The sequence below is a fragment of the Citrobacter freundii complex sp. CFNIH9 genome (assembly GCF_002903305.1).
In the GTDB taxonomy this organism is placed as follows: domain Bacteria; phylum Pseudomonadota; class Gammaproteobacteria; order Enterobacterales; family Enterobacteriaceae; genus Citrobacter; species Citrobacter portucalensis.
Window position 1 is genome coordinate 4,534,490 of the sequence record NZ_CP026238.1, and the last position, 21,592, is coordinate 4,556,081.

Sequence of the window (21,592 nt, forward strand, 5' to 3'; positions counted from 1 at the left end):
TAAGGAGCCTGACATGACTAAGCAGCCCGAAGACTGGCTCGACGACGTTCCCGGTGATGACATCGAAGACGAAGACGATGAAATTATCTGGGTCAGTAAAAGTGAAATAAAACGTGACGCCGAGGAGTTAAAACACCTGGGTGTGGAACTGGTAAAACTGGGGAAAAACGCGCTGGATAAAATCCCGCTCGATGCGGATTTACGTGCCGCGATTGAGCTGGCCCAGCGTATTAAGATGGAAGGTCGCCGTCGTCAGCTGCAGCTGATTGGCAAAATGTTGCGCCAGCGCGATGTTGATCCTATCCGTCAGGCGCTGGACAAGCTGAAAAACCGTCACAACCAACAGGTCGTTGTCTTCCATAAGCTGGAGCAACTGCGTGACCGTATGGTTGACGGTAGCGATGAAGCTATCGAAGAAGTGATGAACCTGTGGCCTGACGCCGACCGTCAGCAACTGCGTTCGCTGGTGCGTAACGCCAGGAAAGAAAAAGCGGGCAACAAGCCGCCAAAATCTTCCCGCCAGATCTTCCAGTATCTGCGTGAACTGGCGGAAAACGAGGCCTAACCTCTTCGTCCGCCGAAAGTGCCGGATGGCGGTGCAAATACCTTATCCGGCCTACGATCCGTTGTAGGCCCGGTAAGCGTAGCGCCACCGGGCATTTTTTTACTCTTCTTCTGCCTGAGCTTTCTTCGCCAGACCATCCAGCAGTTTTTGATGGATGCCGCCAAACCCGCCGTTGCTCATCACCAGAATGTGATCGCCAGGCTGTGCGGTTTTCACCACCATATCTGCCAGTGCATCCACATCGCCGCTCCAGTGTGCCGGCTGAACGCAGGCTTCAGCGACTTCTGCTACCTGCCACGGAATGTGCGGGGGTTGCAGCAGGAACACTTCGTCTGCACGCCCTAACGACGGCGCCAGGTCATCTTTGCACAGGCCCATTTTCATGGTGTTCGAGCGAGGTTCCAGCACCGCGATGATGCGCGCCGTGCCGCCCACTTTACCGCGCAGTGCCGCAAGCGTTGCCAGAATGGCCGTCGGGTGATGGGCAAAATCGTCATACACCGTCACGCCATTGGCTTCACCGCGCAGCTCAAGACGGCGACGGGCGTTGATGAACGAGCCCAATGCATTGGCCGCATCCGCAGGCACGACGCCAACATGACGCGCGGCTGCAATCGCCATCAGGCCGTTGTGCATGTTGTGTTCGCCCACCAGACCCCACTTCACTTCGCCGACTTTTTCACCGTCCAGCCACACTTCCCACTCGGAGGCATCGGTGGTCAGCTTTTTCGCCTGCCAGTGACCTTGTTCGCCCACCAGCTCTTGTTCGCTCCAGCAGCCCATCGCCATCGTCTGTTTCAGATTGATGTCGTTTTCCGGGTAGATGATGCGTCCCTGGCCCGGCACGATACGCACCAGGTGGTGGAACTGTTTCTGAATAGCTTTCAGATCGTCAAAGATGTCCGCGTGATCGAACTCAAGGTTATTGAGGATCAGCGTACGCGGGCAGTAATGCACGAATTTAGAACGCTTGTCGAAGAACGCGCAGTCGTACTCATCCGCTTCAATCACGAAGAAGTCGCTCTCGCCGAGGCGCGCGGAAACCTCAAAGTTGCCCGGAACGCCGCCGATCACAAAGCCAGGTTTATAGCCGCAGGCTTCGAGGATCCAGGTCGCCATTCCGGCGGTAGTGGTTTTGCCGTGCGTACCCGCAACCGCCAGTACCCAGCGATCGCGCAAGACAAAGTCATGCAGCCACTGCGGGCCTGACATGTACGGAATGTTCTTTTCCAGCACCGCTTCCACGCACGGATTACCACGGGTCATGGCATTGCCGATGATCACCAGGTCCGGCTGCGGGTCGAGCTGGCTGGCATCGTAACCCTGAATCAGATCAATGCCTTGCTTCTCAAGTAAGGTACTCATCGGCGGATACACATTGGCGTCCGAACCGGTTACTTCATGACCGAGCGAGCGCGCCAGCATCGCCAGACCGCCCATGAAAGTGCCACAAATTCCCAAAATATGAATGCGCATACGTCACTATCCTTTTTTAATCTGGGGGCCATTTTACGCACATGTCCGGCAAGTGAGAAACGCATTTCAGGATATTCCGCAGTTTGCTGGCGCGATTCACCTAAGCGCAACAAAGGAAATATTTGTTAATATTGTTGCGGTCGCTTTACTCCACATAAATTGCAGGGAAAGTGTTATGAAAACGTTAGGTGAATTTATTGTCGAAAAGCAGCACGAGTTTTCTCATGCTACCGGTGAGCTCACTGCTTTGTTGTCGGCAATAAAGCTGGGCGCCAAGATCATCCACCGCGATATCAATAAGGCCGGTCTGGTCGATATCCTGGGTGCCAGCGGTGCTGAGAACGTGCAGGGAGAGGTTCAGCAAAAACTCGATCTGTTCGCGAACGAAAAACTGAAAGCTGCACTGAAGGCGCGCGACATTGTGGCGGGCATTGCCTCAGAAGAAGAAGATGAAATCGTCGTCTTTGAAGGCTGTGAACACGCTAAATACGTTGTGCTAATGGATCCGCTGGATGGCTCATCCAACATCGATGTTAACGTCTCTGTCGGTACGATTTTCTCTATTTACCGCCGCGTAACCCCAGTCGGCACACCGGTCACGGAAGAGGATTTCCTGCAACCGGGCAACAAGCAAGTTGCTGCAGGTTACGTTGTTTATGGTTCTTCCACCATGCTGGTGTATACCACCGGCTGTGGCGTACATGCCTTCACTTACGATCCTTCTCTGGGCGTATTCTGCCTCAGCCAAGAACGTATGCGCTTCCCGGCGAAAGGCAGCACGTACTCCATTAACGAAGGCAACTACATCAAATTCCCGAACGGCGTGAAGAAGTACATTAAATTCTGCCAGGAAGAAGATAAGCCAACCCAGCGCCCGTATACCTCGCGCTACATTGGCTCTCTGGTTGCGGATTTCCATCGCAATCTGCTGAAAGGCGGTATCTACCTGTACCCAAGCACCGCCAGCCACCCGCAAGGGAAACTGCGTCTGCTGTATGAATGCAACCCGATGGCCTTCCTGGCCGAGCAGGCGGGCGGCAAAGCCAGCGATGGTAAAGAACGCATTCTGGATATCACCCCAGAAAGCCTGCACCAGCGCCGCTCCTTCTTCGTGGGTAACGACCATATGGTTGAAGATGTAGAACGCTTTATCCGCGAGTTCCCGGACGCGTAAGTATCATTCATCGCACGGACGTAGGCCGGATAAAACGCATAGCGTTGCCATCCGGCCTACAAAATCCATCGTCTGCTTACGCTTTCTGTAGCTTAAATACAGCCATTGCTTCGATTAGCGCTGAAGACTGCTCTTCCAGCGAGCGGGTAGCCGCTGAAGACTGCTGCACCAGCGCCGCGTTTTGCTGCGCCGTTTCATCCATCTGAATTACCGCGATATTCACCTGCTCTATGCCGCGACTCTGTTCCTGGGACGCACTGGCAATTTCACGCATCAGTTTGGTCATACGCATAACCTCGGTCGCGATTTCATCCATGGTTTCGCCCGCCTGCTGCGCCAGTTCACTGCCTTCCCCCACATGGGTGTGCGAATCGCTGATTAGCGTACGGATCTCTTTGGCCGCCTCGGCGCTGCGGCTGGCCAGATTACGCACTTCACCTGCCACAACCGCAAAGCCCCGCCCCTGCTCACCAGCTCGCGCCGCTTCAACGGAAGCATTGAGCGCCAGAATATTGGTCTGGAAAGCAATGCCGTCAATCACGCTGAGGATATCGGCGATTCGGCTGGAACTGCCGGAAATATCGCGCATTTTCTCGATCACATAGCACACCATTTCGCTACCGCGATCGGCAGTATCCGACACCGATTTTGCCAGCTGGTGCGCCTGTTCCGCGTTCTGCGCATTCTGTTTCACCGTCGCCGTGAGTTCTTCCATGCTGGCGGCGGTCTGCTCCAGCGAAGTGGCTGTCGATTCAGTGCGTTGCGCCAGATGCTGGTTACCGGCCGTCAGTTCACGACTGCCAATATCAATTTGCGAGCTGGCATCGCGTACGCGCTGTACCGAGTCGCCCAGCGCATGGCGCATGTCATCCATTGCCGCATTCAGGCGGTTGAATTCGGCGCTGGCCGACAACGCGGTAACCGGCGACAAATCCCCCGTTGCCAGACGTTCCAGTTGCTCAACCATGTTATCCAACGGTTTGAGAAACTTATTTCGCAGCATAAACCAAATGACCGCCAGCAATGCGATAGCAGCCAACATCGCAGCGCTCATAATACCGTGATAAATCAACGAGGTAATGACACGGGTAGAAGCATATAGTCCCATGCCACCGGTCAGTAGCAGAAGGAACGTCAGCAGAGACAATAACACCAACAAACTTGATCGAATTGAAAGGGATTTTGGCATCGTTATATTTCCGGTTGTAGGGTTAAAACAGACCTGTACAGAACCTATCGACTACAACCGGAAAAAGTTTAGGTATTTAAATGTCTTGTGCAAAATCAGGATGTTACTTTGGTGTTGCCGCCGTACCCACTCGGGTAACCGGCGAGCTTTGACGATTTTCCCAAAGCATCGTCAGACCGCGTTGTAACGCTATAAATATAAACAATAAAATGCCAATCGCGATCTTCGTCCACCAGGAACTTAATGTGCCGTCAAAATTAATGTAGGTCTGGATCAGCCCCTGAATAGCGACGCCAAACAACGTCCCTAACACTGTACCGACCCCACCGCTGAGCAGCGTTCCGCCAATCACAACTGAGGCTATCGCATCCAGTTCGACGCCAACGCCCGCCAGCGCATAGCCCGCCTGGGTGTAAATGGAAAAGACAATGCCGGCAAGCGTCGCAAGCCCGGTAGACAGCATATAAATGCGGATGGTGGTGCTGCGGGTTGAGATGCCCATCAGGTTGGCAGAAGTGGCGTTGCCGCCAATCGCGTAAACCTGATTACCAAAGCGCGTACGGTGCGCCAGGAATATGCCGATGACGACAACCGCCAGCATCAGCAATCCCATCGCGCTCAGGCGACCACCGCCGGGAATTTTCCATGCCAGGCTTGAGAGCGTGTCATAAACCGGATGGTTAATTGGGATGGATTCTTCTGAGATCAGATAGCTGACGCCGCGCAGGAAGAACATTCCCGCCAGGGTGATAATAAATGCCGGGATCTTCAGCGCATCAATCAGTAACCCCATAAACGCACCAAACGCGCAGCCCATCAGCAAAACCAAAGGGAACGCCAGCAGCGGGGAAATGCCCCAATAGCCAATGGCCTTTGCCAGAAATACGCCGGTAAAGGCGATCACCGAGCCAACGGAAAGGTCGATCCCGCCAGAGAGGATTACGAAGGTCATGCCTACGGCAATGATGCCCAGAAAGGCGTTATCGGTCAGGATATTGCAAATGACTCGGGTGGAAGCAAAAGCGGGAAACTGCGTCAGGCAGTAGAGATAACCCAGCACAAACACGCCGAGGGTGATCATCAGCGGTAAATTACGTTTTATCATGACCACGCACTCCTTTTATCAGGCTGATAAAGCGTTGCGACTGCACGACCAGCACACACAACACCACCACGGCTTTGACCACCTGATTCAGTTCCGGCTGGAAGCCCGACAGCAAAATCCCGGTGTTCATGCCCTGAATAATCAATGCGCCTACCACCGACAGCAGCAGGTTAAAGCGCCCGCCCATCAGCGACCCGCCGCCGATAACCACCGCCAGGATGGCATCCAGCTCCAGCCATAATCCGGCGTTATTGGCATCTGCCCCCCGGATATCCGCCGTGACGATAATGCCAGCGATAGCCGCGCACAGGCCGCTCAGCACATAGGTGAGCATCACGATAATGCGGGTGTTCACCCCGGCGTTTTTTGCCGCACGAATGTTGATGCCCACCGCTTCGATAAACATACCCAGCGCCGTTTTCCGCGTCAGCAGCCAGAACACCACCAGCGTGAGCAGTGCAATAATTACCGGCGTAGGGAACAGTAAGAGCGAGCCGCTGCCAAACCATGACAGTTCGGGCGAGTTAAAGGTGACGATCTGCCCGGAGGTGATAAGCTGCGCCACCCCGCGCCCGGCCACCATCAGGATTAGCGTGGCGACAAACGGTTGGATCTTGAGGATGGCCACCAGAATCCCATTCCACAACCCAGCCAGAATGCCGGATCCTAAGGCGGCAAGCAGCACCACCGGCAGACTGTGCCCGGCCACCGTCATCGCCGCAGTAGTAGCGCCAGCAATAGCCATGACTGCCCCCACGGAAAGGTCGATGCCGCCGGTAGCAATCACCAGCGTCATACCAATCGTCAACAGCGCCACGGGCGCGGCACGGTTGAGAATATCAATCGGGCTACCGAACAGCCGACCATCCTGCAAAATCACCTGGTAGAAATGCGGAGCGACCAGGCTATCCACCAGCAGCACCAGCAGTAACGCCACCAGCTGTGGCATCCCCTTTGGCCAACGGAACCGCCGTTTAGACGGATTGGATTGAGGGAGAGATTGAGGCATCACCATAGTCTCCTTAGGCCGCAATGGCGTTCATGATCGCCGGTACGGACAGTTCAGCCAGGGGGATCTCGGCCACCTGTTTGCGATCGCGCATAATAATGACCCGATCGGCATAGCCCACTAACTCTTCCAGTTCGGATGAAATGACCAGCAGCGCCAGACCATCCGCGCACAGCGTTTCGATCAGGCGAATGATCTCCGCATGCGCGCCAACGTCGATCCCACGCGTGGGTTCATCGAGGATCAGGAACTGCGGTTTGGTCAGTAACCAACGAGAGAGCAATACTTTTTGCTGATTGCCGCCGGAGAGAAATTCGATCGGCTGCTCAGCGTTCGGAGTACGAATACCAAGCTGGCGGATAAACCGCTCGGCAATCTCGTTTTGCTCTTTCCGTGGGATAGGCCGCAGCCAGCCGCGCTGTGCCTGCAATGCCAGAATGATGTTTTCCCGCACCGAAGCGGCGGCAATAATGCCATCCGTTTTGCGATCCTCCGGACAGAAACCGATCCCCAGACACGAAGCCTGATGTGGCGATCGCAAGGTCTGCGGTTTGCCTTTGATCAGCGCAGTACCGCTGTCGGCGGGTTTAATACCGAAGATCACCTCCGCCGTTTCCGTTCGCCCGGATCCCAGTAGTCCGGCGAGACCGACGATCTCACCGGGACGCACCTGTAGATCAAATGGCGCGATGGTGCCTTTTTTGCCAAAGCCGCTGAATGCCGCCACCGGTTTATCACTCAGCAACGTGCGGCCCGCACGCTGTAGCGCATGGGTATCCAGTTCACGGCCCAGCATCATTTTGACCAGTTCGATCTGAGGCAGTTCTCGGGTTTCACGGCAGCCAACGAAGCCGCCGTTACGCAGAACGGTAATGCGATCGCTGACCTGATAAACCTGATCAAGAAAGTGGGTGACGAAGATCAGGCTGACGCCCCGATCGCGCAGATGTCGCATCAGGCCAAACAGCATTTCAACTTCCTGAGTATCAAGGCTGGCGGTCGGCTCATCGAGGATCAGCACTTTTGCGGAGAGATCGATCGCCCGGCAGATGGCGACGATTTGTTGCATCGCCACGGAAAAGCGGTTCAGCGGCTCTCGCACGTCGAGGGAAAAACCGTATGACGCCATCAGCTCCGTCGCGCGTTTTTCCATCTGCTTGCGCTGAAGCAGGCCAAAACGCCGCGGCTCACGGCCAATAAATAAGTTATCGGCAACCGACATATTGGGCAGCAGGTTCACTTCCTGGTACACGGTGCCAATCCCCAGTTGCTGGGCATGGGCGGTGTTTTTGGGGGAAATCGGTTGGCCTTCGAGCCAGATAGTGCCGCGATCGGCATGGTAAACTCCGGTCAGCGCTTTGATGAGCGTCGATTTGCCGGCTCCGTTTTCTCCCAGCAGCGCCATAATCTCGCCACGACGCAAGCTGAAATCCACGTTATCCAACGCTTTGACGCCGGGAAAGAATTTGCTTAATCCTTCGGTGCGGAGGATTTCCTGATGTTGGTCGGTGGTCATGGTTCCCCCTGCATCACGCCGGATGGCGCTACGCTTATCCGGCCTACAAAAGAGCGTAATGTAGGCCGGGCAAGCGCAGCGCCCCCGGCATTTTCATGAAGGCTTAGTAGCCCATGTTTTTCTTCTTCTCTAACTCTTCTTTTGCCGTATCCGGCAGATAGAGGATCGACTTGGTAATGGTCAGCTTCTCAGGCATCGTGCCGTCTTTTTTGAATTTCTCCAGTGCGTCGAATGCCGGGCCAGCCATATTTGGCGTCAGCTCGACGCTGGCGTTGGCTTCGCCGTCAATCATCGCTTTGTAGATATCCGGTACGCCATCGATAGAACCGGTGAGAATATCTTTGCCAGGTTTCAGGCCCGCTTCTTTGATCGCCTGAATCGCACCGATCACCATGTCATCGTTGTGGGCGTAAACCATACAGATGTTCTTGCCGTTGTTTTCCGCTTTGATAAAGCTCTCCATCACTTCTTTCCCTTTACTGCGGGTGAAGTCACCGGACTGAGAGCGAATAATTTTGATGTTTGGCGCACTGGCAATGGCTTCAGCAAAGCCTTTCTTACGATCGATCGCCACGCTGGCCCCAACGGTCCCTTGCAGCTCAACGACGTTACACGGCTTGCCGTCCACTTGTTTAATCAGCCAGTCGCCGATCAATTTACCTTCCAGCACGTTGTCGGCGGTGACGGTGGTCATATAGAGAGATTTGTCTTTTACATCGATGGAACGATCGAGCAAAAAGACCGGAATGTCGGCATCTTTAGCTTCTTTTAAAACCGGCTCCCAACCCGTTGCCACGACCGGCGCAATAAAGATGGCGTCGACGCCCTGCGCAACAAATGAGCGGACTGCTTTAATCTGGTTTTCCTGCTTTTGCTGGCCATCAGCGATTTTCAGCGTAATTCCCCGCTTTTCGGCCTCGCTTTTCGCGACGTTGGTTTCTGCGGCGCGCCAGCCGGATTCAGAGCCAACCTGCGAAAATCCTACGGTTAAAGGGGCTGCCATTGCCATAGACGACATGGCTGCCGAAACTGCTGTGACTAAAAGTAAGCGCTTCCACATAAGTGCGTCCTCGTAGGGTGATTATTGTTGGTTAATTAACCGTTGCGAAAAAACTATAGACAATTGAGCATGTAACGGATTGCGTTACATCACACTTCAAAAAAGTAAATAAAACGTTAATCACAACTTTGTAATCGCTTTCATCTCACTATGAAAAATGCGGCTGAAGATATGGATTTTTCTGTCACGAGAGAGAGGTAAAAAGAAGAAAATGCACGCAGAGAAAGCGAAAACAAGCGGAGACATTCCGCGCGAGTTGGCTATAATACCCGCCACTTGTTTGCCATAGCTTATTTAAAGGAAACAGACATGAGCTTACTCAACGTCCCTGCCGGTAAAGACCTGCCGGAAGATATCTACGTTGTTATCGAGATCCCTGCGAACGCAGATCCGATCAAATACGAAGTTGACAAAGAGAGCGGCGCCCTGTTCGTTGACCGCTTCATGTCCACCGCGATGTTCTATCCGTGCAACTACGGTTACATCAACCACACCCTGTCTCTGGATGGTGACCCGGTAGACGTTCTGGTCCCGACTCCGTACCCGCTGGAGCCAGGTTCAGTGATCCGCTGCCGTCCGGTTGGCGTACTGAAAATGACCGACGAATCCGGTGAAGATGCGAAACTGGTTGCGGTACCGCACACCAAGCTGAGCAAAGAATACGATCACATCAAAGATGTGACCGACCTGCCGGAACTGCTGAAAGCGCAGATCACCCACTTCTTCGAACACTACAAAGATCTCGAAGCGGGCAAATGGGTGAAAGTTGACGGTTGGGACAACGCTGAAGCTGCTAAAGCTGAAATCGTTGCTTCCTTCGAGCGCGCGAAGAAGTAAGTTCGCGTTAGCTTAAAGCCCTGAACGCCAGCCCCTGGTTAGTAAGGGTTTTTTAATTTCTACTTTCTTTTCCCCCTCCCCTTCGCTGTTTTCTTTTTGACCTACCAGATTGGGTAGCCACATTTCATTTATCTTAATTGCGAATGAGATTAGATCTCATTATCATTCTCAGCATGTAAATAAATGTGAATAAAAGTCAATGAACCTCCACAATGTGAAGTCCCTGAAACGCTATTCCTGCGTGGCTCTCGCCACAGCACTGTTATTTACCAGCCTGTCCAGCGTGGCGCAGACGCTACCTGAGCAAGATTTTCTGACCCGCGACGTTGGCAACGGCGTGTATGAACTGGCGGTTGATAGCCAGCAGAATGCGCTTTTTGCTGCCTCGTCGCCGTCGTTTGATAAAGATAAAACCAGCGGGCTTATCTATAAACTCGATCTGGAGAAGCTCACCACGACTGAAGTTATCGAAACCAGCCGTCGTGCCTTTGCCACTGCCCTGGATGCAGAAAACCAGGTGCTGTATGTCGGCAACACGCTGGAGGGTTCGGTCACGCTCATTGATACCCGCAGCGGTAAAGAGCTGGCGATACTGCAACTGAGCGAAGCCAAAAACCCGAAAGAAATTGTCCATACCCGCGAAATGGTGCTCGATAAACAGCATCACCGCCTGTACGTTTCCGGCGTGGCTGAAAAGGGTATTGTCTGGGTGGTGGATACGCAAAAGCGCGAGAAAATCGCCACCCTTGAAAACATGGGCCAGTATCCGACCGGCATGGCCGTAGATGCCAATAAGAACCGCCTGTATGTCGTAAATGGCCGCAACGAACTTATTACGCTGGATACCACTAACCATCAAATTATTAACCGCTTTAGTATTGAGCCAGGCAAAAAACATTTTTTCCTGAATATTGCTTTGGATGCAAAAAATAATCGCGCATTCCTGACCGATCCTGATTTAGCGGATGTACTGGTTGTTGATATTAATACCGGTAAGGTTATTGCCCCCATTAAGGTTATCAACTCCCTGGCAGTGATATATAACGAAAAGCGCCAGGAAGTGTATATCACCCACCGTAATGCAAAGCGCATCAGCATTGTGGACAGCAAGACTTATCAGGTAAAACAAAGCATTGAAACCAATGCGTTACCTAACAGCCTGGCGCTCTCGTCTGATGCCAACACCCTGTATGTCAGCGTCAAACAGCCGGAAAAAATGACCGGTGTGAAGCCCGACTACGTGATGCAAATCGACCTCTCCAAATATTAATAATTAAAAACGCTTCTGACACCTTGCAGCTTTTCTGGGCTGCAAGGTGATGCTTTTATTTTTTACTTTTCAGGTGTCTATATTATGAAAACGCGTCAACTTATTACGCTGACAGGGATCGTTGCATTCTCAGGCGGTGTTATTTTCCCCACTCAGGCAGAAGAACTCACCGAAACCTCACGCAATAGCGAAGATGAAATGGTGATCACCGCATCCGGGTTCTCGCAGCAAAAGCGCGAAGCGCCGGCCACCATTTCTGTTATCGATCGTAAAACGCTGGATATTCAGCCGGACCGTAGCATTGGTGAAGCGATTAAAAACCTTCCTGGCGTCTCGGTCACCAACAGCAGCGGTATGAACGCTGGCAGCATTATGATTCGCGGCATGGACCCGTCCTATACCGCGTTTATGGTCAACAGCGTCAAACAAAATACCGGTGAATCTCGCCCTTACGGACATGACATCGGTACTGAAGCCAACTTCTTACCGCCGATGGAGGCCATTGAGCGTATCGAAGTTATCCGCGGGCCCATGTCCTCGCTGTACGGCTCAGATGCCATCGGCGGTGTGGTCAACGTGATTACCAAAAAACCGTATGGCGCAAAAGAGTGGACGACGGCAATTGCCGCCAATACCTGGCTTCAGGAACACCAGTATTTGGGTAATACCAGCCAGATGAATCTGTTTACCATGGGGCCGATTGTGCCCGATGTTCTCGGCCTTAGCGTAGCGGCCGACTGGCTCGACCGTCGCGATGACGATCGCAATAACTATTTCGGTAAACACAACCGTAAATCCGTTGATATGACGCTGGGCCTGGCCGCTAGCGAAAATAACCTGTTCGACCTCAATGTGGTCACCGGTGAGCAGGAGAAAAACCGTACCCAGAAGCGCGGCGCGCCGTGGTCATGGCTGTTCGATCGTAACGCCGCCACCCTAACGCATACCGGCTGGTATGCCGACGACACCATTGCAACGACCAACTACATAAACTATGAAAAAGGCCGTTCGAAGTACGTTTATGACGGCCAGTCGCCGCAGTATGTGCAGATGGAGAACTACGTCGCTAATTCGCAAACCACCTTCACGCTCGACAACCATAAACTGACCGTTGGGGCGAATTTCACCCGCGAAGAGCTGAATGACCGCTTTGATGTGGCCAACAAAACGCTGCCCGGATCTGAGCCAGTGACAAAAATCAGCCGTAACGGTTGGGCATTGTTTGCTGAAGACGGCTGGAGCATTGACGACTTTATCCTGACCACATCAGCGCGTATGGACCAGGATGATAACTTTGGCACACATATTACGCCGAAAATGTACGGTAACTGGGCCTTCAGCAATGACTGGGCGCTGAAGGGCGGCGTTTCCGCAGGCTATAAAAAACCTGAGCTGCGTGCGACATCCAGCGACTTTGTCACCCCATACGGCTCGACCGTACCTTATCCCTTCCTGACCGTCGGTAACGACGATCTGAAACCAGAACAAAGCCTTAACTCTGAGCTGGGCCTCTACTGGACGGGGAATGCGCTGTCACTGGATAGCACCGTCTTCTATACGCAGTTCAAAGATAAAATTGCTGAACAAACCATTTGCGAAACTACATCGACGAATCAGTGCTCCGTGAATGGCTACAAGGCGGACTCCGTCAGTAAATACTTCAACGTCAGCAAAGCGGACGTGTACGGCATAGAACTGAATGCCGACTGGCAGATTAGCGCCGATGTAAAAGCCAACGCTAACTACACCTGGAACCATAGCGAACAGAAAAGCGGCGTAAACAAAGGCTACGCGCTCAACGATTATCCGCGCCATATGGCGAACCTGTCGCTGAACTGGGCGGCAACGCAGAGTCTGGACGTATGGAGTACGGTGAATTACCGCAGCAGTAACCGTAACAGCGACAATAACTATAAGTACGATGACTACACGATGGTCGACGTAGGCGTACGTTATAAGCTCAATAAGCACACGCAGCTGATGGCAGGGATCTACAACGTGCTGGATGAAGATCCGAAACTGACGACTGCATGGAATGAATCCGCGCAGGTGGAAGGCCGCCGCTATAACCTCGGCGCGCGCGTGGAGTTTTAAGCCTTTAATAAACAACGCCACCCGAAGGTGGCGTGTTCATATCAGTACTGGTCTCTGTCTAACCAGTTACCGCTTTCAATCAGCGTTAAGCCATCAACCGGACGTTGGTACACGTACATCCATGCACTTCCGTACGGCGTTTGAATTAACTGGCGTGCGTATTCACCGCCACGGGTACGCAGAGCGTCAAGCTCTGCCAGCGTGGCGTTATCAATACGATAAACTTCCCCGTGTACTGTTCCATTTCCCGGAACCGCGCCTGGATAGTGGCCCAGGCTGTACAACTGGTAGTTATCGATACTGAAATTTCCCAGCAACAGGGCATTGGTCATCCAGTGGCTGTTGCCTTGTTTGGTTCGTAAACTGCCGTAGACAAATATTCGCATTGCTAAAACTCGAACTGATAGAGCAAATCAAGTGCCTGATCTACGCCAGACACTGCTTCCAGATATAGCTTAGGCATCAGACGATAACGTAGCGTGAGTGTCGCTAAGGAGTCAAATATACCCACACCATATTTCACCTGCAGACCTGGCAGTACGTATCCGCTGACAACCACCTGAGATGAGTCGCCCACCCCTTGCGTGTCCAGTGCCAGATTGCTTACGCCAAATGTCTCCCCGATTTTACCCACAACCTGACCACTTTGTGCAACCCCCAGACCAATAAGCATTGAAGTCATCGCTGCGCTATCGCTCTGTTCGCTATCCAGCCCTTGTCCACGTAGCAGGTAGGAAAGCGCCATTTGCTGCGACATTGCCGGGTCGGAGAAGATCTCCGCCTTCGGTTCATCGGCGGTACCGGTGACGCGAACGCCAGCGATCACGTCGTCTTCGGTGGCATCTGGGTTACGAATCGCTTCGATGTTGAGCAACGGCTGATCCGGCGGACCGGAGAACAACAGCTCGCCCTTACGCACAATCAGATCCTGACCATAGGCGTGGAAGCGACCGCTCGGAATATTAATTTGCCCGTTAAGCCCCAGACCTTGCTTATCCTGCACCACTTTCAGATCGCCCGTCAGACGCGCTTTCAGACCAAAGGCGTCAAGACGCACGTTGTTACCGACGTGGATATTCAGGTTGCTGTTGATCGGAATACCGGCGGTCTGCGGTTTCTCGGGCTGCAGGTTGTTGTTAAGCATAACCATATCGCTGGAAACCCCAACCGCGCTTTCCGGCAGGTCATGTACCACGATACGCGCCCACGGCACATCCACGTTACCATCGAGAGTAAACAGGCTCGGCGTGGCTTCAAAGACCACGTCCGGCGATACGTCGAGGCGGACCATCGGCGGTACGGTAATACGCACCCTGCTGCCTTTAGCCGCAACACGCGCCCGCCAGTTGTCTATCTGACTCCAGTCGGCATCGCCGCTCAGGTTAATTTCTCCCTGCTGCGTACGCACCACGCCCGCCAGCGTTGAGCGTGTTCCATTGAAGTTAACGGCTAACTGGCTTGGCTGCATGTCAAACGGCATGAAGTTACCGTCAATATCCAGACCACTCAGTTGCAGCTGTCCGAGCAACTGCGGGCTTTGCACATCGCCGCCCAGCCGCAGGTTGGCGTTGATCATCCCTGCCGCTTTTTCACCGCGCGAGAAGATAGGGTTCACCATCGCCAGATTGAAGTTGCGAATATTGACGTTACCGCCCAGATTACGACGCCCTTGCGGGTCCGTTACCTGCACCTGTCCGTCAAACTGCCCGTTGTTGGTCAGACGAATTAGCCAGCCCAACTCGGCACGGTTATTGTGCAGGTCGGCGGTCAGATTCAGCGTTTCAAACGCCACGGGGAGCGGGGCATCATTCACGCTTTGCGTGACCTTCACGTTACGTCCGCTCAGGGTGACCTGCCCCTGTGGCAGCCCCTCTTTGGTGGTATCCCAGCTCACATCAGCTTTGCCAGTGAACACACCGCTGGCCTGGGTTGTCTCCGGCATAAACGGTTTTAGCATCGCCAGGTCGAAGCGGTTAAGATTCACCACCGCGCGACCTTCTGCACCGGCATCAATGGTTTGTGGTACGCACAGCTCCGCATTCGGGTTGTTCCAGCAGTGCGGCCCGATACTAATTTTCTGTTCTTGATTACGATAATCCAGCGCGATAGCCCGGTTGAGCGACCACGGACCGACCGGCGTCTGGAAGCGGGTATTGCTTAACTCCCCTTTCCAGCGCTGTTCTTTGCGATCAAAGCTCCCGGCAAGATCCAGTTGCCCTGAAACCGGCTCACCCTGAATGCGTAACTGCAGTTCATGCTGCTTTTCACTGCCTTTGGCGTTGAGCGTCACCAGACCAATATTCACGTCAGGTTGTACAATCCGCTCTACGCGAACGTTGAGATTACCGGCGATTTGCTCGGCCGATTTCACATCGCCTTCGACGCGCACCTGAGCAACGGAAAGTTCCTGCCAGCGCAGACCACGGGCGGTAATATCCGCCAGCAGCTGTGGTGCTTCAACCGTACCGCGAACTTTTACCAGCCCTTTCGCCGTACCGCCCAACCCCGGCAGCGCGTTATCCAGGCTTGGGGCATCAATCGTCGCGTCGAGGTTGAGGTCTTTAACCCCCAGTTCGCCTTTTACGTCCGCACTGTTGCGTCCCAGTTCCAGATGAAGGCCCGGAATCGTCCACTGCAGGTAGCTGTTCCCCTTCAGCGAACCGTTCACATTGACCTTGTTCTGCTTTACGTTGCCGGTCAGCTTCAGCTCCGGAACCTCCATCTGCCAGCTTCCGCCGTACAGACTGCCGCGCGTTTTCACCAGGCCATTCAGTTTTGACGGCCAGTCCGGGATCGCTTTCGCGGTATTGATACCATCCAGCGTTAGCTCCCCGCGCCAGCTGATCGCCTGCTGCCAGTCCACCAGCGCTTTCAGCTCGGTTTTCCCTTCCAGCGCCGCAACGCTGAGTTTGTCGAGATTGATCTGCTGCTCGTTGCCTTTGGCGTCCAGCGTGATAGTAGCCGGAGGAATATCCTGACCTTTCACGGCGGTACGCATCGACAGCGTATAGTCGGTCATCTTGCCGGTCAGTTTGAGCTTGATGTCATCGGCCTGGAACTGTTTCTCACCGGTAAACGGCCAGTAAACCTGCTTACTCACCACCTCAATGTTGAGCGGCAATCCGGCTTCTGCCAGGCGCGTCTGAGCACGCAGGTCCATATCCACCGGACCAGACAGATTGACGCCGACTTCCAGCTGTTCGCGCAGCGCACCGCCGACCTTCAGCTTCACCTTTTCGCCTTTTAACGGGTCGATGTTTAGCGTGCTGTTTAACGTAATATCAACCGGCCACGTGTCGGTCAGTTGCGCCGTGCCGCTGGCTTTTACCGTTCCCTGATTCGAGTCGATATCCAGCGCGTCGAGCTTCATGTTGCCGTCTATGCTGCTCACTTTCAGCAGCATGCTATGTACCGTTAAATCCGTATCTCCGGTCACGCGCAGCTGCTCGCCGCGAAACTCTTCAATATTGAGATTGAGCGGCAGATGGACATCGGTCATTTCCGGCAGTACCGGCTTTGAGAACAGATCTTTTAGCGTTTCCCCGAGCGGCTTTTCATCCGGCTGCGGGTTTTGAATCTTCGGTTCGACAACCTCTTCCTGTGCCACTTCCGCCACTTTAGGCAGAGCAATCAGCAGCCCCTGTAATGACGTTGGCTTCAGCGTCAGCGTTTTTTCCTGCCAGTTCAGGCCGGAAGTAAAATCCAGCACTGAAACCGTGGTGTCATCGATTTTGATATTGATGTTGTTCAGCGTCACGCGCGAAAGCGTGATGGGGTAAGGCGTGGAAAGATTAAGCGGACCGCTCTCTTCTTCCTCAACCGGCGCGGATGGTGGCATCTTTTTGCTGTCGATCGCCACGTTGATGTTTTTCAGCGCCAGATCGTTGACGCACAGGCTGCTGTCCCACAGACAGTTAAGCCCCACGGCCAAATGCACTTCACCAGCATTCACCGCCACGCCAGGCTGGTCGTAGCGAATATTTTTCAGTGATAGATCCCGCCAGCCGCCGGTGACCTGACCAATTTCCAGACCCGGAACCCAACGATTAGCGGCTTTGAAGATCAGATGCAGGCCCGAGGTGGTACCGACGAGGAACGCCACCGTGCCTAACAACAGCAGGATAAAAACCAGCACGCCGAGGCTTATCTTCTTCCATAAACTCATAATTCAGGCCCCAGACCGATGTAAAACTGTAAACCATGTTCATCTTTGTCGCCGACCGGGACGGCAAAGTCGAGCTTGATAGGTCCAACCGGCGATTGCCAGCGTACGCCGACCCCGGCACCGGTTTTGAAATCGCTTCGGCGAATATCGCTGACCGCTTCGCCACTATCGACAAACATCGCTCCCCACCATTTACCGGTCACGTTGTACTGGTATTCCAGCGAGCCAGTTGCCAGCTTGGAGGCCCCTTTCAGCTTGCCGTCGCTGCCTTCCGGCGAAATAGATTTGTATTTGTAGCCGCGAATACTGCGATCGCCCCCGGCAAAGAAACGCAGGTCCGGCGGCACTTTGTCGAAGTCTCCGGTTTCAATCCAGCCGAGATTACCGCGCATCACAAAGCGATGCCTGTCGTACAGCGTGCGGATCCAGACGTTTTGCGCCTGGAAAACGGAGAAATCAACATCTGAACCCCAGGCCGTGTTCGAGTAATCAATAGAGTAGCGCTGGGAATCGCCCCAGACAGGCATCAGGCCGCCGCGTGAACGCGTCCGGCTGATCATCACGCCCGGATAGAGCAGCATAGTGGTGTTGGTGACATTACCCTGGGTAAAGTGGTCGAGGCTCCAGCGCAGGTTAATCGCGCGCTGCCAGCCGCTGGAGAGGTCCCAGTAACGGGAAACCGCAAGCGTTGTGGAATCCTGCTCGGTGTCGTTTAAATCGGTACGCTTAAAGCCGCCCTGTACCAGGTAATACTGCTCCAGCGGGTTCTTTAACAGCGGCATTTTATAGCTGAAATCAAGCACCTGCTCTGGCGCCGAGATACTGGCGCTGGTCGTCAGGCTGTGCCCGTAGGAGTTCATCCACGGCTTTTTCCACGAGGTCTTCACCCGTGGCCCGACGTCAGTTGAATAACCGACCCCGGTTTCGATGGTGTTTTCGGTTCGCGGTGAGACCACGCCTTTCAGGGGCAGCACCTTGGTTTTGCGGGCTTTATCAAACTCCGGTGCGGCGACCACGGAATTAAACCATCCAGTCGCCGACAGACGACGGTTCAGTTCGCCCAGATCTTTCGACTCGTACTCTTCACCTTCTTTAAAGGGCACCAGATTTTGCAGATACTCATCGCGAATTTGCGAGCCTTCAAAGGTGACATGCCCAAAGCGATAGCGTTCGCCGCTGTTGTAATCGATATCCCAGAACGCCTGGCGACGCTCAAGCGCTATTCCAAGCTGGCTTTTATTAAATTCACTGTCGAAGTAGCCTTTGCGCAGCGCCACGCTGGTGAGTGACTTTTTGAAGTTGTCATAGTCCCCCTGATTCAGCACGGTGCCGATTGCCGGGCGTGTTTTCAGCAGATCCAGATAATCTTTATCCGTACGCGCGCCACCGCGCAAAATCACCTCAGTGCCACCAATCAGCACCGGCTCGCCGGGGGTCACTTTGGCAATCAGCACCTGGCGGCCTTTTGCCGGCGGTGGACGCAGTTCAAAATCAATGGTCGGCTCAAAGTAGCCCAGCGCTTTTAGCCCTTCGCGGATGGCATCATCAACGCGCGCACGAAAGCGTCGGTCTGGAGTGACTTCATCACTTTGAATCGTGGACAGCTGCGCACGGACGTTTTTCTCCAGCGGTCCTGATAATCCTTCGACCTGTAAGCGAACATTCGCGGCGGCGGCGGAGCCACTTAAGCACAGTAATCCCACCCAACATAACTGACGGATATGTGGCACATTTTCTCCTGAATATCCTTTTTTCCCACCCCTGGAAAAAAATACTATGCCGTTCCTCGGCTTAACAAAAAATCAACAATAAGAGTTGAAAAACAGACGACAACCCAAATATTTCTTATGTTTAACTCTAGACGTATTCACGCCGTTTATTGTGGGCAAAGACGCGTCTCGTTACAACCTTAACCCAAATGACTGATTTCGGGAGAACGGCCATGAGTTTATTTGATAGAAAGCATCTTGTTACTCAAGCAGATGCGCTACCTGGACGCAACACCCCGATGCCAGTGGCAACGCTGCATGCGGTTAACCAACATTCGATGACCAACGTGCCCGACGGTATGGAGATAGCTTATTTCGCCATGGGATGCTTCTGGGGCGTTGAGCGTTTATTTTGGTCATTGCCAGGGGTCTACAGCACGGCGGCCGGGTACACCGGCGGCTACACCCCAAACCCAACCTATCGTGAAGTGTGTTCTGGCGATACCGGGCATGCCGAAGCGGTACGCATCGTCTATGACCCGCATGTTATCAGCTACGAACAACTGCTGCAGGTGTTCTGGGAAAATCACGACCCGGCTCAAGGCATGCGTCAGGGGAACGACCAGGGCACGCAGTATCGCTCCGCCATTTACCCGTTAACGCCGGAACAAACCGCCGCCGCACAGGCCAGCCTTGAACGTTTTCAGGCAGCAATGACCGCCGCAGGCGACGAGCGCACCATTACCACGGAAATCACTACGGCAACCCCGTTCTATTATGCCGAGGACGATCACCAGCAGTATCTGCACAAAAATCCTTATGGATATTGTGGCATTGGTGGTATTGGTGTTTGCCTGCCCCCACAAGGATAATTTCCCCCTCTGGCGACTTTACAGTACCTTACGCTATACTAGCTTCTGAATTTACCGGCTCACTTCCACGAGCCGGTTTTCAATGTGTATTTCACACGGATTTATCAACTTCTCCCTTCCGAGGATCTGACCCGAACGGTCGGATAAGATATGTTAAACAGTATTTTAGTCATTCTCTGCCTGATCGCCGTGAGTGCGTTTTTCTCGATATCTGAGATCTCGCTTGCTGCATCACGCAAAATAAAACTTAAACTGCTTGCCGATGAAGGCAACGTAAACGCACAACGTGTTTTGAAGATGCAGGAAAACCCCGGCATGTTTTTTACCGTCGTGCAAATTGGCCTTAACGCGGTCGCCATTCTCGGCGGTATCGTCGGTGATGCAGCATTCTCCCCGGCGTTTTACAGCCTTTTCTCGAAGTACTTCACTCCAGAGCTGTCCGAACAGTTAAGCTTTATTCTGTCGTTCTCGCTGGTTACTGGCCTGTTCATCCTGTTCGCGGATTTAACCCCGAAACGCATCGGTATGATTGCGCCAGAAGCTGTGGCTTTGCGTATCATCAACCCGATGCGCTTCTGCCTGCTGGTCTTCCGCCCGCTGGTGTGGTTCTTTAACGGTCTGGCAAACAACATTTTCCGTCTGTTTAAGATCCCAATGGTGCGTAAAGACGACATCACCTCGGACGACATTTACGCCGTGGTCGAAGCGGGTGCGCTGGCGGGTGTTCTGCGCAAGCAGGAGCATGAGCTGATTGAAAATGTGTTCGAACTGGAATCCCGTACCGTCCCGTCTTCAATGACCTCGCGCGAGAATATTATCTGGTTCGATCTCCATGAAGATGAGCAAAGCCTGAAGAACAAGGTGGCGGAACATCCGCACTCCAAATTCCTAGTGTGTAACGAAGATATCGACCACATCATTGGTTATGTTGATTCAAAGGATCTCCTCAACCGCGTACTGGCAAACCAAAGCATGGCGCTGAACAGCGGCGTACAGATCCGCAATACGCTGATCGTCCCGGACACGCTGACGCTCTCTGAAGCGCTGGAAAGCTTCAAAACCGCAGGCGAAGACTTTGCCGTCATCATGAACGAGTACGCGCTGGTGGTGGGGATTATCACCCTCAACGACGTTATGACGACGCTGATGGGCGATCTGGTAGGTCAGGGTCTGGAAGAGCAGATTGTGGCACGTGATGAAAACTCATGGTTAGTCGACGGCGGTACACCGATTGATGACGTGATGCGCGTGCTGGATATCGACGAGTTCCCGCAGTCCGGCAACTATGAAACCATCGGCGGCTTTATGATGTTCATGCTGCGTAAAATCCCGAAACGCACCGACTCGGTGAAGTATTCAGGTTACAAATTTGAAGTGGTGGATATCGATAACTACAAGATCGATCAGCTGCTGGTGACGCGTCTGGACAGTAAACCTACCGTTCTGGTACCAAAACTGCCAGATGCAAAAGAAGAGGCAAAGGCGTCTTAACGCCTTACAGAAACATCAACGGCTCCCATCAGGAGCCGTTTTTTTAACTACTGCATAGCA

16 protein-coding genes are annotated in these 21,592 nt (G+C 53.5%); 7 read left to right on the forward strand and 9 right to left on the reverse strand.

Going from position 1 to position 21,592, the window contains the following annotated elements; genetic code table 11:
• Positions 1-13 precede the first annotated feature (13 nt).
• Positions 14-565 (forward strand): ribosome biogenesis factor YjgA, encoded by a 552-nt coding sequence (yjgA, locus tag C2U43_RS22920; RefSeq protein ID WP_008786039.1) that lies wholly within the window; start codon positions 14-16, stop codon positions 563-565.
• 99 nt (positions 566-664) lie between these two features.
• Here yjgA and mpl read toward each other — a convergent pair whose 3' ends face one another.
• Positions 665-2,041 carry a UDP-N-acetylmuramate:L-alanyl-gamma-D-glutamyl-meso-diaminopimelate ligase gene (gene mpl, locus C2U43_RS22925; RefSeq protein ID WP_003830388.1) on the reverse strand — a complete coding sequence of 459 codons (1,377 nt, stop codon included), beginning with the start codon at positions 2,039-2,041 and terminating at the stop codon, positions 665-667.
• Between the two features lie 175 nt (positions 2,042-2,216).
• On the opposite strand from mpl, the gene fbp reads away from it, so the two are divergent.
• Positions 2,217-3,215 (forward strand): class 1 fructose-bisphosphatase, encoded by a 999-nt coding sequence (gene fbp / locus C2U43_RS22935; RefSeq protein ID WP_003830390.1) that lies wholly within the window; start codon positions 2,217-2,219, stop codon positions 3,213-3,215.
• A 76-nt stretch (positions 3,216-3,291) separates the two neighbouring features.
• Here the strand turns inward: fbp and C2U43_RS22940 are convergent, their stop codons facing one another.
• The 5 genes from C2U43_RS22940 to ytfQ all read right to left on the reverse strand — a co-directional run bounded on the left by C2U43_RS22940 (position 3,292) and on the right by ytfQ (position 9,094).
• Entirely contained in the window at positions 3,292-4,404 is a 1,113-nt protein-coding gene (locus C2U43_RS22940; protein WP_008786037.1) for a methyl-accepting chemotaxis protein, read from the reverse strand.
• A gap of 103 nt (positions 4,405-4,507) precedes the next feature.
• A complete protein-coding gene (gene yjfF, locus C2U43_RS22945; protein WP_103285841.1) occupies positions 4,508-5,509 on the reverse strand; it encodes a galactofuranose ABC transporter, permease protein YjfF in 1,002 nt (333 codons plus the stop codon).
• Positions 5,496-6,518, reverse strand: a complete 1,023-nt coding sequence (ytfT, locus tag C2U43_RS22950) for a galactofuranose ABC transporter, ATP-binding protein YtfT (protein ID WP_158654565.1) — start codon at positions 6,516-6,518, stop codon at positions 5,496-5,498. The genes yjfF and ytfT overlap by 14 nt, the downstream gene beginning before the upstream one ends.
• A gap of 13 nt (positions 6,519-6,531) precedes the next feature.
• Positions 6,532-8,034 (reverse strand): galactofuranose ABC transporter, ATP-binding protein YtfR, encoded by a 1,503-nt coding sequence (gene ytfR, locus C2U43_RS22955; RefSeq protein ID WP_103285842.1) that lies wholly within the window; start codon positions 8,032-8,034, stop codon positions 6,532-6,534.
• Positions 8,035-8,137: 103 nt separating this feature from the next.
• Complete coding sequence (ytfQ, locus tag C2U43_RS22960) at positions 8,138-9,094, reverse strand: galactofuranose ABC transporter substrate-binding protein YtfQ (RefSeq protein ID WP_003025728.1); 957 nt, start codon at positions 9,092-9,094, stop codon at positions 8,138-8,140.
• Between the two features lie 309 nt (positions 9,095-9,403).
• On the opposite strand from ytfQ, the gene ppa reads away from it, so the two are divergent.
• The 3 genes from ppa to C2U43_RS22975 all read left to right on the forward strand — a co-directional run bounded on the left by ppa (position 9,404) and on the right by C2U43_RS22975 (position 13,295).
• A complete protein-coding gene (gene ppa / locus C2U43_RS22965) occupies positions 9,404-9,931 on the forward strand; it encodes an inorganic diphosphatase (protein ID WP_003025726.1) in 528 nt (175 codons plus the stop codon).
• Between the two features lie 199 nt (positions 9,932-10,130).
• Positions 10,131-11,201 carry a 7-bladed beta-propeller protein YncE gene (gene yncE, locus C2U43_RS22970; RefSeq protein WP_071692263.1) on the forward strand — a complete coding sequence of 357 codons (1,071 nt, stop codon included), beginning with the start codon at positions 10,131-10,133 and terminating at the stop codon, positions 11,199-11,201.
• Between the two features lie 84 nt (positions 11,202-11,285).
• Entirely contained in the window at positions 11,286-13,295 is a 2,010-nt protein-coding gene (locus C2U43_RS22975; RefSeq protein ID WP_103285843.1) for a TonB-dependent receptor domain-containing protein, read from the forward strand.
• A 41-nt stretch (positions 13,296-13,336) separates the two neighbouring features.
• On the opposite strand, the gene C2U43_RS22980 is transcribed toward C2U43_RS22975, so the two are convergent.
• Genes C2U43_RS22980 through tamA form a run of 3 tightly spaced genes read right to left on the reverse strand, consistent with a single transcriptional unit; the run spans position 13,337 to position 19,190 of the window.
• Entirely contained in the window at positions 13,337-13,681 is a 345-nt protein-coding gene (locus C2U43_RS22980) for a gamma-glutamylcyclotransferase family protein (protein WP_003025723.1), read from the reverse strand.
• A gap of 2 nt (positions 13,682-13,683) precedes the next feature.
• Entirely contained in the window at positions 13,684-17,460 is a 3,777-nt protein-coding gene (gene tamB / locus C2U43_RS22985) for an autotransporter assembly complex protein TamB (protein WP_103285844.1), read from the reverse strand.
• A complete protein-coding gene (tamA, locus tag C2U43_RS22990) occupies positions 17,457-19,190 on the reverse strand; it encodes an autotransporter assembly complex protein TamA (RefSeq protein ID WP_103285845.1) in 1,734 nt (577 codons plus the stop codon). Before tamA ends, tamB begins: the two co-directional genes overlap by 4 nt.
• Before the next feature lie 212 nt (positions 19,191-19,402).
• On the opposite strand from tamA, the gene msrA reads away from it, so the two are divergent.
• Positions 19,403-20,041 carry a peptide-methionine (S)-S-oxide reductase MsrA gene (msrA, locus tag C2U43_RS22995; protein WP_003830412.1) on the forward strand — a complete coding sequence of 213 codons (639 nt, stop codon included), beginning with the start codon at positions 19,403-19,405 and terminating at the stop codon, positions 20,039-20,041.
• Positions 20,042-20,191: 150 nt separating this feature from the next.
• Positions 20,192-21,532, forward strand: a complete 1,341-nt coding sequence (locus C2U43_RS23000) for a hemolysin family protein (protein WP_003830418.1) — start codon at positions 20,192-20,194, stop codon at positions 21,530-21,532.
• Positions 21,533-21,592: the final 60 nt, after the last annotated feature.

Bases quoted from the DNA above. Each gene is read 5' to 3' on its own strand.
- yjfF (WP_103285841.1), bottom strand. From the start codon at position 5,509: ATGATAAAACGTAATTTACCGCTGATGATCACCCTCGGCGTGTTTGTG.
- mpl (WP_003830388.1), bottom strand. From the start codon at position 2,041: ATGCGCATTCATATTTTGGGAATTTGTGGCACTTTCATGGGCGGTCTG.
- C2U43_RS22975 (WP_103285843.1), top strand. From the start codon at position 11,286: ATGAAAACGCGTCAACTTATTACGCTGACAGGGATCGTTGCATTCTCA.
- C2U43_RS22940 (WP_008786037.1), bottom strand. From the start codon at position 4,404: ATGCCAAAATCCCTTTCAATTCGATCAAGTTTGTTGGTGTTATTGTCT.
- msrA (WP_003830412.1), top strand. From the start codon at position 19,403: ATGAGTTTATTTGATAGAAAGCATCTTGTTACTCAAGCAGATGCGCTA.
- ytfR (WP_103285842.1), bottom strand. From the start codon at position 8,034: ATGACCACCGACCAACATCAGGAAATCCTCCGCACCGAAGGATTAAGC.
- tamB (WP_103285844.1), bottom strand. From the start codon at position 17,460: ATGAGTTTATGGAAGAAGATAAGCCTCGGCGTGCTGGTTTTTATCCTG.
- yjgA (WP_008786039.1), top strand. From the start codon at position 14: ATGACTAAGCAGCCCGAAGACTGGCTCGACGACGTTCCCGGTGATGAC.
- C2U43_RS23000 (WP_003830418.1), top strand. From the start codon at position 20,192: ATGTTAAACAGTATTTTAGTCATTCTCTGCCTGATCGCCGTGAGTGCG.
- C2U43_RS22980 (WP_003025723.1), bottom strand. From the start codon at position 13,681: ATGCGAATATTTGTCTACGGCAGTTTACGAACCAAACAAGGCAACAGC.
- fbp (WP_003830390.1), top strand. From the start codon at position 2,217: ATGAAAACGTTAGGTGAATTTATTGTCGAAAAGCAGCACGAGTTTTCT.
- ppa (WP_003025726.1), top strand. From the start codon at position 9,404: ATGAGCTTACTCAACGTCCCTGCCGGTAAAGACCTGCCGGAAGATATC.
- ytfQ (WP_003025728.1), bottom strand. From the start codon at position 9,094: ATGTGGAAGCGCTTACTTTTAGTCACAGCAGTTTCGGCAGCCATGTCG.
- yncE (WP_071692263.1), top strand. From the start codon at position 10,131: ATGAACCTCCACAATGTGAAGTCCCTGAAACGCTATTCCTGCGTGGCT.
- ytfT (WP_158654565.1), bottom strand. From the start codon at position 6,518: ATGCCTCAATCTCTCCCTCAATCCAATCCGTCTAAACGGCGGTTCCGT.